A 15,731-nucleotide genomic window follows, 5' to 3' on the forward strand; every position below is an offset into this window, starting at 1 on the left:
GCTCACCACGACACCATTGCACCAGACGGGACGTAGCGCACGGCAGGGAACCGGGTTGCGACAAGGCCACGAAGTGCTTCGAGGTCACCGTCGACCAGTCCGGTGGCGCGCGCGGTGAGCAGCACGTTGCCCAGGGCGGTGGCCTCCACCGGCCCGGCGAGCAGCGGTCTACCGAGCCGATCGGCGGTCAGCTGACACAGCAGCGTGTTCCGGCAGCCGCCCCCGACCATGTGCACGGCCGCGACATCGACCCCAGAGAGCCTGGCGGCCGTGTCGACCGCGACAACGAACGCGGCGGCGAGACTCTCGACGATCGCGCGGACCATCGCGGCCGGGCCGTCGGGTTCGGGCAGGCCGCGTTCGCGGTACCACGAGGTGATGCGGGCGGGCATGTCGCCCGGCGGCAGGAACCGTGGGTCGTCGGTGTCGAAAACCTCGGCCGGCGCGGGGGCGGCGGCGGCCTGCTCGAGCAGGACCGCCAGATCGGCGGGGACGCCGTCGCGTTCGTACTGGCGCACGGTCTCGGACAGCAGCCATGTCCCCATCACGTTGCGCAGGAACCGCACCCGGCCCTCGACGCCGATCTCGTTGGTGAAGTTGGCGCTGCGGCTCTCCTCGGTGACCACCGGCTCGGGCAGCTCCACGCCGACCAGACCCCAGGTGCCGCACGAGATGTAGGCGGACCGGTCGGGTTGCATCGGGACCGCGGCGACCGCCGAGGCGGTGTCGTGCGAGCCGACCGCCACCACCCGGACACCTCGGTCGAGGCTCAACGCTTCCGCGACCGAGGGCTGTACCGGACCGAGTACGGTGCCCGGTTCGACCAACTCGCGGAACAGGCTGGGCCGCAGACCCATCCGTTGCATCACGGTGGTGTCCCAGGCACCGTCGAGGCTGAGCAGCGCGGTGGTGGAGGCGTTCGTCCGCTCCGCGGCGGCGCGGCCGGTCAGCCAGTAGTTGATCAGGTCGGGGATCAGCAGCACGGTGTCGGCGGAGTCGAGCAGCCCGTCGACGCGTTCCACGGCCAGCTGGTAGACGGTGTTGAACGGCAGGAACTGGATTCCGTGGCGCCGGTACAACTCGTCGGGGCTGACGACGGCGTGCACGAGGTCGACGCCGGTGGCGGTGCGGTCGTCGCGGTAGTGGTGCGGGGTGCCGAGCAGTCGGCCGTCGCGCAGCAACCCGTAGTCCACCGCCCACGAGTCGACGCCGATGCCCGCCAGGTCGTCGGCCGCCTTCGCGGCTGCGGTCAGCCCCCGGCACACCTGGTCGTAGAGCCCGGTGATGTTCCAGTGCAACGCGTTCCGTCGGCCGTTCCACACCCGAACCGGATCGTTCGGGAAGCGCGCGACCGCCGCCATGTCGAGGTGGCCCGGGCCGATGTCGGCGAGCATGACCCGGCCGCTGGTGGCGCCGAGGTCGACCGCGGCGACCTGACTCATCGGTATCCTCGGCTCTTCGCGCAAGCGCTCATCGCAGGAAGGCCGCGGCGACGCCCGCATCGACCGGGACGTGCAATCCGGTGGTGTGCGAGAAGTCCGACGTGCACAGCGCGAACGCGGCGTTGGCGACGTTCTCCGGCAGCACCTCCCGCTTGAGCAGCGTGCGCTGCGCGTAGTAGGCGCCCAGTTCCTCCTCCGGAACCCCGTACACCGCAGCACGTTTGGCACCCCAGCCGCCGGCGAAGATGCCGGAGCCGCGCACCACACCGTCGGGGTTGATGCCGTTGACCTTGATGCCGTGCTCACCGAGTTCGGCGGCGAGCAACCGGACCTGGTGGGCCTGGTCGGCCTTGGTCGCCGAGTACGCGATGTTGTTGGGGCCGGCGAACACCGAGTTCTTCGACGAGATGTAGATGATGTCGCCGCCGAGCCCCTGGTCGATGAGCGCCTTCGCCGCGGCCTTGGACACCAGGAACGACCCGCGGGCCATCACGTTGTGCTGCAGATCCCAGTCCGCGGCGGTGGTCTCCAGCAGCGCCTTCGACAGCGACAGCCCGGCGTTGTTGACGACGATGTCGATCCCGCCGAACGCCAGCACCGTCGCGTCGATCGCCGCCTGCACCGCCGCCTCGTCGGTGACGTCGGCGGCGATGCCCACCGCCACGTCGCTGGTCCCGAGTTCTTCTGCTGCGGCAGTGGCCTTTTCGGCGTCGAGGTCGGCGATCACCACGCATGCGCCCTCGGCGGCCAGCCGGGTGGCGATGGCCTTGCCGATCCCCGAGGCCGCGCCGGTCACCAGTGCGATGCGGGTGGCCAGCGGCTTCGGCTTGGGCATGCGCTGCAGCTTGGCTTCTTCGAGCGCCCAGTACTCGATGCGGAACTTCTCCGCCTCGTCGATCGGCGCGTAGGTGGAGATCGCCTCGGCTCCGCGCATCACGTTGATCGCGTTGAGGTAGAACTCGCCGGCCACCCGGGCGGTCTGCTTGTCCTTGCCGTAGCTGAACATCCCGACACCGGGGATCAGCACGATCGCCGGGTCGGCGCCGCGCATCGCGGGACTGTCGGCGGTCGCGTGCCGCTCGTAGTAGGCGCGGTAGTCGTCGCGGTAGGCGGTGTGCAGTTCAGCCAGCCGCGCCTTGCAGTCCTCGACCGATGCGTCGGCAGGCAGGTCGAGCACTAGCGGCTTGACCTTGGTCCGCAGGAAGTGGTCCGGGCAGCTGGTACCGAGCGCCGCGAGCCGCGGATGCTCACCGCAGCTGAGGAATTCGAGCACCCGCGGATCGTCGGTGAAGTGACCGACCTGCGGCTTGTCGGTGGACGCCAGACCCCGCAGGTACGGGGCGAGCGCGGCGGCCTTGGCGCGGCGCCGTGCGTCGGGCAGAGCGCCGTAGCCGTCGATCGGGGTGCCGAACGGATACCGGCGGCCGTTCTCGGCGATGTAGCGTTCGGCGGTCTCGATGATCTCCAGCGAGTGCGCCTCGGCCTCGGCCGACGTCTCACCCCACGCGGTGATCCCGTGTCCGCCGAGGATCGTGCCGATCGCCTGGGGGTTGGCGCGTTTGATCTCGGCGATGTCGAGGCCGAGCTGGAAGCCGGGCCGCCGCCAGGGCACCCACACCACCCGGTCGCCGAAGATCTGCTTGGTCAACGCTTCCCCGTCGGCGGCGGTCGCCAGCGCGATGCCGGAGTCGGGGTGGAGGTGATCGACGTGGGCGGCGTCGACCAGGCCGTGCATCGCGGTGTCGATCGAGGGGGCGGCCCCGCCGCGTCCGTGTAGGCAGTAGTCGAACGCGGCGACCATCTCATCCTCGCGTTCCACGCCCGGGTAGACGTCGACGAGGGCACGCATCCGATCCAGCCGCAGCACGGCCAGGCCCTTCTCGGTCAGGGTGCCGAGGTCGCCGCCGGATCCCTTGACCCACAACAACTCCACGGGTTGCCCGGTCACCGGGTCGGTCTCGGTGCCCTTCGCCGAGGTGTTGCCGCCGGCGTAGTTGGTGTTCTTCGGGTCGGCGCCCAGTCGGTTGGAGCGTTCGATCAGTTCGGTCACGGTGTCAGGCATGCGTCATGCTCCCCAGCTCGATTGCGTACCGCCGACGCGGTCGGCGGCGATGGTCTCCTGATAGCCCGATTCGGCGTAGGCCGCCATCGGGTCGGCGGGCAGGCCCCGTTCGGTGCGCCACTGCGCGAGCATCGGCCGCACATCGGTGTAGAACGCGTCCATGACGATCGCGTTGGCGTCCAACACATCCGAGGCTTCCTGCGCGGCGGTCAGCGCATCGGTGTCGACGAGCAGCGCACGTGCCGTCATCTCAGCCACGTTGAGCACGGACCGGATCTGGCCAGGGATCTTGGCCTCGATGTTGTGGCACTGGTCCAGCATGAACGCGACCCCGGACTGCGGGGCGAGCCCGCCGCCGCGCAGCACCTCGAACATGATCCGGAACAGCTGGAACGGGTCGGCCGCGCCGACGATGAGGTCGTCGTCGGCGTAGAACCGCGAGTTGAAGTCGAACGAGCCCAGCCGGCCGAGTCGCAGCAGTTGGGCGACGATGAACTCGATGTTGGTGCCCGGCGCGTGGTGGCCGGTGTCGAGGCAGACCATCGCCCGCTCCCCCAGCGCGGTGACGTGTGCATACGAGGTGCCCCAGTCCGGCACGTCGGTCATGTACATCGCCGGCTCGAAGAACTTGTATTCCAACACCATCCGCTGGTCGGGGCCGATGTGCTGGTAGATGGTGGCCAGCGATTCGGCCAGCCGCTCCTGACGTCCGCGGATGTCCCCCTGGCCGGGGTAGTTGGTGCCGTCGGCCAGCCACACCTTGAGGTCGCGCGACCCGGTCTGGTTCATCACCTCGATGCAGTGCAGGTGGTGGTCGATCGCCTTCTGTCGCACCGCCTTGTCGGTGTGGGTGAGGCTGCCAAACTTGTAGTCGTCGTCCTGGAAGGTGTTCGAGTTGATCGTGCCCAGCGTGACGCCGTGGTCGCCGGCGTAGGCCGACAGCGCGGCGTAGTCGTCGACGGTGTCCCACGGGATGTGCAGTGCGACGGTCGGGGCCAGCCCGGTCATCCGGTGCACCATGGCCGCGTCGGCGATCTTCTCCTCGACGGTGCGCGCGGTGCCCGGCGTCCCGAAGACCTTGAAGCGGGTGCCCGAGTTCCCGAACGCCCAGGACGGCAGTTCGATCGCGAGGTGGTCGAGTAGCGGATTCATGGAGTGACAGCTGCCTTCCCGGTGACCGTCGGTGAGACGGGTGCGCCGTAGCGTTCGGCTTCGATCTGTTTGAGGGTCTTGCCCCGCGTCTGCGGCGCCCAAACCGCGCCGATGATCAGGGCGATGGTGAGCAGGGCCACGAGCAGCAGACCCACCCCGGTCAGGCCGGTGACCGCGAGCATCGTCGGGAAGAAGTAGGACAGCAGGCCGGTGGCGGTGCGGACGACGAAGAACATCACGCCCTGCGCACTGGCCCGGTACGGGGTCGCGAACAGTTCGCTGGTCCACAGGCTGTAGAAGGCCTGGGCGCCGATACCGGCGGAGATGCCCCACAGCACCGCGAAGATCAGCATGGTCGGCACGCCGTTGTCGGTGAACGCCACCAGCACGATCCAGCCGACGATGCCCATCGCCGCGCCGATCACGTAGAGCTTCCTCTGCGACATCCGGTCGCCGTAGCGCATGAACCCGAAGTAGGTGGCGAGCACCGTGCAGCCCCACACCAGCACCTGCAGCAGGTTCTGCTGGACGGCGCTGTGCAGCCCCGCGGTGTCGTAGACCCGCGGCATGAAGATGCCGGCCTGCCCGGCGACGGTGTTCCAGAACAGGTAGATGCCGCCGAGGAACAGCAGCGCGGTGATGTTGACCTTGCGAGAGAACAGACCCCGCAGACCCCGCACGCCGACCGCGGACGCCACCTGCGCCGACTCGTCGCGGCCCTCGTCCTGCCAGATCTGCGACTCCTGCAGACCCTGGCGGACCCACCACACGATCGCGGCGACGACGAACAGGTGGGCGAAGATCAGCCGGGAGCCGAGCAGACCCAGTGGCGCCAGCGCCGCGGCGAGCGCGAATCCGATCAGCGGTCCGGTCGACCAGGCCAGCTGTGCGGTGCCGACGTGTTTGGCCCGCTGCACCGATGGCGCCTGTTCGGCGATGTAGGTCCACGAGGCGGGCACACCGGCGCCGACGGCGATGCCGGTGATGATGAAGCCGATCAGCAGCATGGTGAAGTTCACGGCGCAGGCGGCGACCAGCACGCCGGCCATGTACACCAGCAGGTCGTAGGTGTAGATCGCCTTGCGGCCGAAGCGATCACACAGCGGACCGCCGAGGATCGCGCCGATGGCCGCGCCGAATGCGTTGGCGCTCAACGCCGCCAGTAACCCGACACCGAAGTTGCTGATGCCGAAAGCCTCCTGCCAGAAGCCCAGGCTGGTGGCGATCGCGATGATCGACCCGGCCTCGATGTAGTTCGACATCGCGACCGAGATCGTGGCCTTCCAGCCTGTGGTGGAGCGCGCTCCTACTTTCACGGCAATCCTCAGGGTAGATGGAGATAGTGGGTGAGTCGGTCCATCGCGTGATCGGGCCGGTTGTCGAAGTACTCGGCCATCGTCGCCTGCCACCGGTCGTTGACCTCGGTGTCGGCCATGGCCGCGGTGGCGGCCTCGTAGTCGTCGGTCTCGAAGTAGCCGACGACAAGACCGTCCTCGAGACGGACGAACAGTGAGTAGTTGCGCCAGCCGGCGCGCCGCAGCGCGTCGAGCATCTCCGGCCACACGTGTTCGTGGGCGGCGAGGTAGTCGTCGACGCGGTCGGGTTTGAGGTGGAGCAGGAAGCACACACGTTCGGTGTCCATGACCGCTCCCTTGCGTTCGTGTACATGTTGAAACGTTTCAATACGTGACTGCGCTCACGTTAGGGCACGGCGGCCGGACACGTCAAGACCGCCGACCAGACACAGATTCGTGCGCTCGCGCCCCTCGGCACGCGAATCTGTGACTGCTCGTGCTAGGAGGTGAGGCCTAGCACCCGCAGCGCGTTGTCCTTGAGTACCAGCCTGCGCACCGACGGGTCGAAGCCGAGCTCGTCGAAGTCGCGCTGCCACCGGTCGATAGCGATGTACGGGTAGTCGGTGCCGAAGAGCACCTTGGTGCGCAACTGCCGGGAGATGGCGCGGACCAGCTGCGGCGGGAAGTACTTGGGCGACCAGCCCGACAGGTCGACGAACACGTTGACCTTGTGCGCGGCGATCGCGATCTGCGCATCCACCCACGGCACCGCGGGATGCGCCATAACGACGGTGAGTTCGGGGAAATCGGCGGCGACGTCGTCGAGCAGCATCGGGTCGGAGTAGCGCAGCTTGATGCCGTGGCCGCCGGGCAGTCCCGCCCCCATCCCGGTCTGCCCGGTGTGGAACAGCGCGGGCACCCCGGCCTCGGCGATCGCCTCGTAGATGGGATAGAAGCGGCGGTCGTTGGGTTCGAACGCCTGCATGCTCGGGTGGAACTTGAACCCGCGGACGCCGTAGTCGCGGACCAGTTCGTGCACCCGGTGCACCGCCCGCCGTTCGTGCCATGGGTCGACGCTGCCGAACGGGATCAGCACGTCGTTGTTGCGGACGGCGCCGCCGATCAGGTCCTCGATTGAATTGGGCGCGTGGCGCATTGCGGTGCGGGCGTCGATCGTGAACACCACCGCGGCGGTGTTGTGGCGGCGGTAGAGATCGGCGAGCGCGTCCACGCTCGACAGCGCGCCGGATTCGAGCTTGAAGTATTTGGCGGTGGCCTCGATGAGCGCGTCGTCGTAGGCCGGGTGGCCGTGACCGTCGACCTCGACATGGGTGTGGAAGTCGACGGCGTCGACGCGGGCGAAATCGATCCCGTATGCGTACTTACCGGCCACCATGACCGCGAGACTACGGTTGTTGACCGAAATCCGAGGAAATCCGTCAACAACCGTAGTCTCGGCGGGGAGATCAGGCAGACGCCTCCGGCGCGTAGCCCAGCGCGGCCTTGATCTCGAGGAACTCGTCGAACGCGAACGGCCCCCACTCGCGCCCGTTGCCGCTGCGCTTGTAGCCGCCGAACGGGGCGCTCATGTCGAAGCCGTGGTTGATCGCGACCGACCCGGCGCGGATGCGGCGGGCGACCTCGCGGGCCTTGTCGAGATCGGCCGCCGACACGTACCCGGCCAGTCCGTATTCGGTGTCGTTGGCGATCTCGACGGCCTGGTCGAGATCGTCGTAGCCGAGGATGCACAGCACCGGGCCGAAGATCTCCTCGCGGGCGATCGTCATGTCGTTGGTGACGTTGGCGAACACCGTCGGCTTGACGTAGTAACCCTTGTCGAGGCCGTCGGGACGGCCGGTGCCGCCGACGGCGACCGTGGCACCCTCGTCGATGCCCTTCTGGATCAGACCCTGGATCTTGTCGAACTGCGCCTTCGACGCCACCGGACCGATCGCGGTCTTGTCGCCCGGATCGCCCACCTTGACCGCACCGGCGGTCTGCCTGGCGATCTCGATGGCCTCGTCCATCCGCGAGCTCGGCACGAGCATGCGCGACGGGGCGTTACAGCTCTGACCGCTGTTCATCATCATCACCGAGACGCCCGCGGTCACGCTCTTGGCGAAGTCGTCGTCGTCGAGCACGATGTTGGGGCTCTTGCCACCGAGTTCCTGCGTCACCCGTTTGACGGTCGGGGCCGCGTTGCGCGCCACCTCGATGCCGGCGCGCGTCGACCCGGTGAACGACACCATGTCGACGTCCGGATGGCTCGACAGCGGGACACCGACGCCCGGCCCGTCACCGAAGACCAGGTTGTAGACACCGGCGGGAACGCCCGCGGCGTCGACGATCTCGGTGAAGATCTGCGCCGAATACGGTGCGACCTCAGACGGTTTGAGCACCATGGTGCAGCCCGTGGCCAACGCCGGGAACACCTTGCAGGCGATCTGGTTGATCGGCCAGTTCCACGGGGTGATGAGCCCGCAGACCCCGACCGGCTCCTTCACCACCAGTGTCGACCCGTGCTGTTCTTCGAACTCGTAGTTCTTCAGCACGTCGATCGCCGTCATGAGGTGTCCGAGGCCCAGGTTGACCTGGGGGCCCGCCGACAGCGAGGGCGGCGCGCCCATCTCCTCGGTCACCGCGTCGGCGAGGTCATCGGTGCGCTTCTGGTATTCGGCGAGGATGGCCTGCAGTACGTCGAGGCGCTCCTCGCGGGTGGTCCGCGACCAGGTCGCGAACGCCCGGCGGGCGGCGCTGACCGCCAGGTCGACATCGGCCGAGGAACCCATCGCGATCTTGCCGGAGACCTCTTCGGTGGTCGGATTGTCGACCTCGAGGGCGTTGGGCCGGAGCGGGTCGACCCATTGGCCGTCGATGTAGAACTTCAGATACTCACGCATGGGTTCACTCTCCCCTAGATCGCCTGCCTACTGGGTGCCTTCTGCATACCAGGTGCGGAATCGGTCGTACTTCGGCATCTCCTCGGAGTTGGCCTTCGGATCGATGCAGACGTGCACGACGGCGGTCTTCCCGCTGGCGTACGCCCGCTGGATCGCCGGGCCGATCTCGTCGTCCTTCTCGACGAACTCGCCGTGGCAGCCGAAGCCCTCGGCGATCTTGTCCATCCGGACGTCCTTGCTCCAGTGCACACCGGGCTGCGGCGACGGCTGCTCGAACGTGCGCTTGTAGACGCCCACTTCGAGACCCCACTGGTGGTCGACGCCGACCACGCAGACCAGCGGCAGACCCTCGCGGGCGGCGGTCTCCAGTTCAGCGATGTGGAACAGGAACGCCGAGTCGCTGGTGAGCAGCATGACCGGCCGCTTGCGGCCCTCGGCGACCGACGCACCGACGGCATACGGCAGGCCCGTGCCGAGGTGACCGAAGTTCTGGTTCCAGATGACGTCGCGCGGTTTGGCCTGCGAGTAGGTCCACTGGAAGATCACGGTGGCGCCGCCGTCGCGGACCATGATGCCGTCCTCGGCGTACTCGTTGAAGGCCTTGGTGGCCTCGACGACGAAGCGGGCCGGATGGACCGGGGTGCGACCGCTCGGAGCCTCCTCGGCCACCCGGGCGATCTCGGCGGCGTCGGCTTCGACCAGGGACTCCAGTGTGGCCGACGGGGTGCGCGGGGCGTCCCGTAGCGCGTCGACCAGTTGCGGCACCACCCCACGCAGATCGCCGACCAGGGGGACGTCGAACTGCCGGTTCACGCCGATCGCGGTCGGGTCCTGCTCGACGTAGACCCACTTGCGGTTGGCGTCGTTGCCGGCCCAGTGCTGCGTGCGGCCGTAGTGCATCGGCTCACCGAGTTCGGTGCCCAGCGCCACGCACAGGTCGGACTGCTCGACGGCCTCGTTGGCGGCCGGGGAGAACAGGTACGGGAAGGTCCGGTCCTCCAGGCCCGGGATGAACGAGGTCCCACCCGAGGTCTGGATCACCGGGCACGCCATCAGCTCGGCCAGCTCCCTGACCTGTTCCTGGGTGCGGGAGGTGTGAACGCCGTGGCCCACCAACAGGATCGGATTGGCCGCCTCCCGGATCAGTTTCGCGGCCTCGGCGACCTCGTTGGCCCCCGCACCCTGGTTGACCAGTCGATACCGGTTGGGCGGCAACGGATCCGGTACGTCGAGTTCTTCGAGGATGACGTGCGACGGGTACTCGACGTAGCTGGGCCCGGGGGTGCCCGACATCGAGCGCCTGATCGCCTCGCGGATGATCTCGTCGGTCTGGTCGGCGTACTCGATGGAGCTGCTGAACTTGACCGATGCCTCGAAAAGGGGTTCCTGCTGGATGAATTGGATGCGGCCGCGGCGCACCCGGCGTTCGGTGACGCGGGCCCGCTGACCGCCGAGGAAGATCACCGGCGAATTCTCGACGAGCGCGCACTGGATGGCGCCGGCGATGTTGGCCATGCCGGGTCCGAGCGTGCCGATGCACAGCCCGGGCTTACCGGTCATCCGCGATGCCGCCTCGGCCATGAAACCCGCGGACAGTTCGTGGTGCGGCGCGACGACCGACCAGCCGCGGGCCTCGGCCTCGGTGAACATGTGCACGAAGTTGGGGTCGGGAATGCCGAAGATGGTGTTGACGCCTTCGGCCTCGAACAGGTCGAGTATGCGTTTGTAGACGGGGACACCCATGGGGTTACTCTCCTTGACCTCGGTAGCGTTGAGCGAGCGTTCTGCGGTGCGCCGCAGGGGATCCGAACAGCGAACGGTTGAGGGCGGCGCGTTTGAGGTAGACGTGGATGCCGCTCTCCCACGTGTAGCCGATGCCGCCGTGCAACTGCATGGCCTTACCCGCGATGTCGACGGCGGCCCCGCAGACGTGCGATTTGGCCATGGCGGCCTCGACGGTCGCGTCTCCGGCGACGACAGCGGCCACGGCCGCCGAGACCAGTTGCCGGGACACCTCGATCTGCACGAGCATGTCGGCGCAGGCGTGTTTGACGGCCTGGAACGAGCCGATCGGCCTGCCGAACTGCGCGCGGACCTTCGCGTACTCGACCGTCGCGGCCAGCATCGCCTCGGCGAGACCCAGACTGTCGCAGGCGATCGCGACGGCCGCGCGGTCCCGCAGCCGCTGGGCGGCACCGTCCCCGATCGGCAGGACATCGGTCACCTCCCCCGCCGTCACGACGGCCAGTCGCCGGGTCTCGTCGAGGACGGGCTGCGGTACCGCGGACGGGGCGGCGACGACGAGGGCGTCGCCCGCCAGGACGAGGAGTCGGTCGGTGCCGACGGCGTCGGGGACGAATTCGGCAGGCCCGGTCAGCATTTCGCCGTCGAAGGTGAATCCGTCGAGGGCGACCGCGCACCGGAGGTCGCCCGCGGCGACCCCCGTGAGCAGTTCGTCACGAACCTCGCCGGGCGGCAACAGGTTCAGCGCGCCCACGGTCAGGACGGCGCCGCCGAGGAAATCGGTGATCGCCGCGGCGCGGCCGATCTCGGTGGCGATCACCGCGGTCTCGGCGAAGGTGGCGCCCGCACCGCCCAGCGCGTCGGGCACCTCCAGACCGGTCCACCCGGCGTCGGCGAGGACCGGCCAGTCGACGGCGCCGTCCTTGGCGAGCAGGTCACCGGCGACCGCCCGCAGTTCGTCGTGGAATTCCTCGAAGCCCATCAGACCGCGCTCGGCTCTCTCGGCAGGCCGAGGCCGCGTTCGCCGATGATGGTGCGCTGGATCTCGCTGGCACCGCCGGGGATCGTCCACTCCCACGAGCCGATGAAGTCGAGCACCCACGCGCCGGACTCCCACCCGCTCGACATGGGTTTCGTCAGCACGGTGTGTCCGGGGAGACCGCCGATCTCGGCAGCGAAATCGGTGAGCCGCTGCAGCAGTTCGCTGTAGTAGAGCTTGACGATCGACGCGTCGGCCGGCCCGGGGGCACCGGAGTCATGGCCTTCGACCACCCGGCGGCACATCCCGCGTAGCGCGGTGATCTCGCACTCGATCTGCGCCAACCGGTCCGCCACCACCGGGTCGTCGACCGGGCTGGTCCGCACCAGCCTCTGGAAGCCCGCATTGGCGAGGCGTTCGGCGAGTTCGAGCATGGTCATCCCGCGTTCGGCGCCCAGGGTGGCCTGGGCGACGTGCCAGCCGGCGTTCTCGGCCCCGACGAGGTTGGCGGCGGGGATCTCGACGTCGTTGAGGAAGATCTCGCAGAAGTGCGAGTCGCCGACGGCGTTGCGGATGGGCCGCACGTCGACGCCGGGGGTGGTCATGTCGAGCAGGAAATACGAGATGCCCTTACGTTTCGGGGCGTCCGGATCGGTCCGGGCGAGCAGCAGACACCAGTCGGCGTGCATACCGCCGCTGGCCCAGAGCTTCTGGCCGTTGACCACGAACGTGTCGCCGTCGCGGCGCGCGGTGGTCCGCAGGCTCGCCAGATCGGACCCCGCCTCCGGTTCGGAGAATCCCTGCACCCAGATCTCGCCGTCGAGGATCGCGGGCAGGTGTCTGCGGCGCTGCTCGTCGGTGCCCGCGATCAGCAGCGTGGACGCCGCGTGATGGATGCCGACGAAGGCCAGCACCAGCCGGGGCGCGTCGTGGGCGGCCAGTTCCTGGTAGAGCACGATCTGTTCGGGCACCGAGAGGCCGCCGCCCCATTCGGCGGGCCAGTGCGGTACCGCGTACCCGGCGGCGTGCAGCTCAGCGAACCAGGCCTTCTGGAAGCGCACGAACTCCGCGTCGCTCACCCCGGTCTGCCCTTCGCGCCAGTCCGTGGGCACGTGCTCGGCGCACCACGCCCGCACGGTGGCGCGGAAGTCGTCGATGCTCATGACGATCCCACCCGAACGGCGTTGGCGCGCAACCGGTCCATCACACGGGCGATGGCGACACCGTCGTCGAACGACGGGGCGACCTGGGTTCCGGTGCGCAGTGCGTCGGCGACCTCGGTGAAGAACGCCGTCAGCGCCGGGTCCGGGCGTCCGGGGCGGTCGAACTCGATGGTCTGCGGATCCTCGCCGGTGCGACGCAGCACCACCCGCGTGTCGGCCGTCAGCTCGATCGAACCGTCGGTGCCCAGCAGGGTGGCGCGCGGGGATGTGGTGGCGACGGCGGCGAATCCGGTGTCGTGGGCGGCGGACGCGCCGTCGGCGAGTCGGAACCACGCCGCGTAGGCGTCCTCGGCGGTCGCGGTGCCGCGGTGGGTCGGGTCGTCGATGCGGGTGACGCCGCCACAGTCGACGATCTCGCTGCCGAACAGCCAGCGGGTGAAGTCGAGCAGATGGGATCCGTAGGCCCCGATCCAGCCGCCGCCGAGGTCCGCGTCGTGAATCCAGCCGATTCTGCGTCCGCGCAGCCCGTTGCCGAACCAGGTCCAGCTCAGGTGTTGTGGAGTGCCGATCGCGCCGTCGTCGACGAGGTGTTTGACCCTGGCCCAGGATTCGCGGTGGCGGAACTCGAAGTTGAGGAAGTGCAGGACGCCGGCGTCACGAGCACCGTCGCGCATCTTCTCCGCCTCGGCAGCGGTGCGGCCGAAAGGTTTGTCGCACAGCACGTTCAGGCCACGGTGCAGCGCGGCGGACACATGTTCGACGTGCAGGAACGGCGGTGAGTGCACCGACACGAGGTCGGCGCCCGCGTCCAGGGCCCGCTCGATGGCGGCACCGTCGCGGGGGCTCACCACCTCGACGTCGAAGCCGACGGCCTCGTACGCGGGCGCGGCGGCATGGCGGCCGAATCCGGTGCCGACGACGAGGACCTTCACGCGTACAGCCCCGTCAGCCCGTGCCGACCCGCGCGGCGGGTCAGTTCCGCGCGCGTCGCCGACAGGCCGAGCGGCAGGCGGCGCAGCGGTTGGCTGTGGCGGGACAGCCACGACAGCGTGGTCTCGTCGCAGAAGCCGACCGCGCCGTGCAATTGGTGGCAGACGCGGAACACGACGTCGGCGGCCTCGATCGCCGCGAGCCGCAGGGCCAGTGCATCGTCGACGGCCTCGGGCCGTGCGGTGGCGATGCTCCACAGCGCGTACTTGGCGAGGATGTCGACGCCGCTGCGCTCGACCTCCGCGTCGGTGAGCTGGAATTGCACGCCCTGAAAAGTCGACAGTGACTGGCCGAACTGTTTGCGCAGTGTGACGTGGGCGGTGGTCAGCGCGATCGCCCGGTCGAGCATGCCGAGCAACGTCCAGCACGGCAGGGTGAGCACGAGCGCGAGATCCTTGGTGCCTGCGTCGTCGACGGCGGTCAAGTCCAGTTCGGTGACGAACGCGGCGCCCGGTTCGCGGTGGCCCGTCACAGTGCTTCGTCGACCGTCCAGAGAGGTTGCTGCCCAGCGTGATTCGAGCCCGGCGAGCGCACCCGCCGGCCTGGTGTCGGCCACGACGAGCAGCCCGTCGACGTCGAGGTCGGTGGGGCGGGCGAGCCGTTCGGCCACCGGGTACGGCACCGCCCAGTACCCCGCGCTGCGGCACAGCGCCGCGCCGGCCTCGAGTTCGTCGGGTTCGGCGCGCACGTCGAGGTCCCAGGCCCCGAGTTCGGTGAGCGTCGGGGCGACCAGTGATTCTCGTTGTGTGGGTTTGGCTTCGGCCTGCTGCAACAGCAGGTCCCCGCCTGCGGATTCGAACGCGCGCAGGGCCTGGCGGCCGTATTCCAGCGCGTCGTCGCCGAGGTCGAGGATCATTTCACCGCCGCCAGCAGGGCGCGGGACAGCAGGATGCGCTGCATCTCGATGCTGCCCGACGAGACCGTCGCGGCCTGGGAGTACCGCCAGTGGTCCTCGACCTCGCCGAGGAACCAGGCGGCGCGCGGATCGTCGTGCGCGACCTCGGCCGCGATATCCATCAGCACCTCCGCGCTGTCCTGATCGAGCCTCGTCACCGCGATGCGGTAGGCCGCGGCGTCGCCGGGGGCGATGCGGCCGCTGCTCTGCAGTGACACCACCCGGTAGGCCATCAGCCGGGCCCGCCGGCAGTGCGTGAGCATCCGCACCCAGCGGCCACGCAACTCGTCGGTCAACTGTTCCCAGCGGCCGCCGAGAACCGTTGGCGCGGCGGCGAGTAGCCGTTCACAGCGGGCGTAGCGCGCGATGCCGACCCGCTCGAACGCCATCACGTCCTGCACGACCGACCAACCGTCGTCGACGGTGCCGAGCACGTCAGCCTCGGTGACCCGCAGATCGTCGAAGAACACCTCGTTGAGGTGGTGCGGGCCGAGCATCGACCGGATGGGGCGGACCTGGATCGCCGGATCGTCCATCGGCACCAGGAAGATCGTCAGACCCTGTTGTTTCTTCTCGCCCTTCGACGTGCGTGCGAGCAGGAAACACCACTGCGCCATCGTCGCGTAGGACGTCCAGATCTTCTGCCCGCTGACCAGCCACCCGTCGCCATCCCGACGCGCGGTGGTGCGCAGCGACGCGAGATCCGATCCGGCCTCGGGTTCGGAGAAGCCCTGGCACCAGATCACCTCACCGCGCGCGATCGGCGGCAGATGCTCGGCCTGCTGCTCGGAAGTCCCGTGCCGCATGATGATCGGTCCGACCCAGTTGACGCCCATGTACTGAGCGCCGCGCGGTTCGTGGTGTGCCCACATCTCCTCGCGGACCACGGTCTGCTCCCACACCGATGCTCCGCCGCCGCCGAACTCCTCCGGCCACGCCAGGCACAGCAGGTCCTGTTCGGCGAGGATTCGGCAAAACCGTTGTGCGGTCTCCAGATCGGTCGGGTCGTCGGTGAACGCGCCCAGGAAGTGTTCGGGCACATGCGCGTTGACGAGCGCGCGTAGCTTGTCGCGTAGCTCGGCGGCCGGTGGCCCCATGTCGAAGTCCATG

At 68.8% G+C, this 15,731-nt stretch carries 13 protein-coding genes; all 13 read right to left on the reverse strand.

The window, feature by feature from the left end:
* Window positions 1-2 precede the first annotated feature (2 nt).
* Window positions 3-1,442 (reverse strand): rhamnulokinase family protein, encoded by a 1,440-nt coding sequence (locus AU194_RS03130; protein WP_059087770.1) that lies wholly within the window; start codon window positions 1,440-1,442, stop codon window positions 3-5.
* A gap of 28 nt (window positions 1,443-1,470) precedes the next feature.
* On the reverse strand, window positions 1,471-3,504 hold the full coding sequence (locus tag AU194_RS03135) for a bifunctional rhamnulose-1-phosphate aldolase/short-chain dehydrogenase (RefSeq protein ID WP_059087771.1): 2,034 nt from the start codon (window positions 3,502-3,504) through the stop codon (window positions 1,471-1,473).
* Between the two features lie 3 nt (window positions 3,505-3,507).
* Window positions 3,508-4,656: an L-rhamnose isomerase gene (gene rhaI, locus AU194_RS03140; RefSeq protein WP_059087772.1), complete on the reverse strand. Its 1,149-nt coding sequence runs from the start codon at window positions 4,654-4,656 to the stop codon at window positions 3,508-3,510.
* The gene (locus AU194_RS03145) at window positions 4,653-5,972 is read right to left on the reverse strand and encodes an MFS transporter (RefSeq protein WP_059087773.1); all 1,320 of its coding nucleotides are present in this window, start codon (window positions 5,970-5,972) and stop codon (window positions 4,653-4,655) included. The genes rhaI and AU194_RS03145 overlap by 4 nt, the downstream gene beginning before the upstream one ends.
* Window positions 5,973-5,980: 8 nt before the next feature.
* Window positions 5,981-6,298 (reverse strand): L-rhamnose mutarotase, encoded by a 318-nt coding sequence (locus AU194_RS03150; protein WP_059087774.1) that lies wholly within the window; start codon window positions 6,296-6,298, stop codon window positions 5,981-5,983.
* Between the two features lie 152 nt (window positions 6,299-6,450).
* Window positions 6,451-7,347, reverse strand: coding sequence for an amidohydrolase family protein (locus tag AU194_RS03155; RefSeq protein WP_059087775.1), 897 nt, complete (start codon window positions 7,345-7,347; stop codon window positions 6,451-6,453).
* 70 nt (window positions 7,348-7,417) lie between these two features.
* Window positions 7,418-8,851 carry an aldehyde dehydrogenase family protein gene (locus AU194_RS03160; protein WP_059087776.1) on the reverse strand — a complete coding sequence of 478 codons (1,434 nt, stop codon included), beginning with the start codon at window positions 8,849-8,851 and terminating at the stop codon, window positions 7,418-7,420.
* 27 nt (window positions 8,852-8,878) lie between these two features.
* Complete coding sequence (locus tag AU194_RS03165) at window positions 8,879-10,594, reverse strand: thiamine pyrophosphate-binding protein (protein ID WP_059087777.1); 1,716 nt, start codon at window positions 10,592-10,594, stop codon at window positions 8,879-8,881.
* Between the two features lie 4 nt (window positions 10,595-10,598).
* Complete coding sequence (locus AU194_RS03170) at window positions 10,599-11,576, reverse strand: acyl-CoA dehydrogenase family protein (protein WP_059087778.1); 978 nt, start codon at window positions 11,574-11,576, stop codon at window positions 10,599-10,601.
* Window positions 11,576-12,736, reverse strand: a complete 1,161-nt coding sequence (locus tag AU194_RS03175) for an acyl-CoA dehydrogenase family protein (RefSeq protein WP_059087779.1) — start codon at window positions 12,734-12,736, stop codon at window positions 11,576-11,578. The genes AU194_RS03170 and AU194_RS03175 overlap by 1 nt, the downstream gene beginning before the upstream one ends.
* Window positions 12,733-13,668 carry a Gfo/Idh/MocA family protein gene (locus tag AU194_RS03180; protein ID WP_059087780.1) on the reverse strand — a complete coding sequence of 312 codons (936 nt, stop codon included), beginning with the start codon at window positions 13,666-13,668 and terminating at the stop codon, window positions 12,733-12,735. Before AU194_RS03180 ends, AU194_RS03175 begins: the two co-directional genes overlap by 4 nt.
* Window positions 13,665-14,582, reverse strand: a complete 918-nt coding sequence (locus AU194_RS03185; RefSeq protein ID WP_059087781.1) for an acyl-CoA dehydrogenase family protein — start codon at window positions 14,580-14,582, stop codon at window positions 13,665-13,667. The genes AU194_RS03180 and AU194_RS03185 overlap by 4 nt, the downstream gene beginning before the upstream one ends.
* The gene (locus AU194_RS03190; protein ID WP_059087782.1) at window positions 14,579-15,730 is read right to left on the reverse strand and encodes an acyl-CoA dehydrogenase family protein; all 1,152 of its coding nucleotides are present in this window, start codon (window positions 15,728-15,730) and stop codon (window positions 14,579-14,581) included. Before AU194_RS03190 ends, AU194_RS03185 begins: the two co-directional genes overlap by 4 nt.
* Window position 15,731: the final 1 nt, after the last annotated feature.

This window comes from Mycobacterium sp. GA-2829 (assembly GCF_001499965.1).
Classification (GTDB): Bacteria; Actinomycetota; Actinomycetes; order Mycobacteriales; family Mycobacteriaceae; genus Mycobacterium.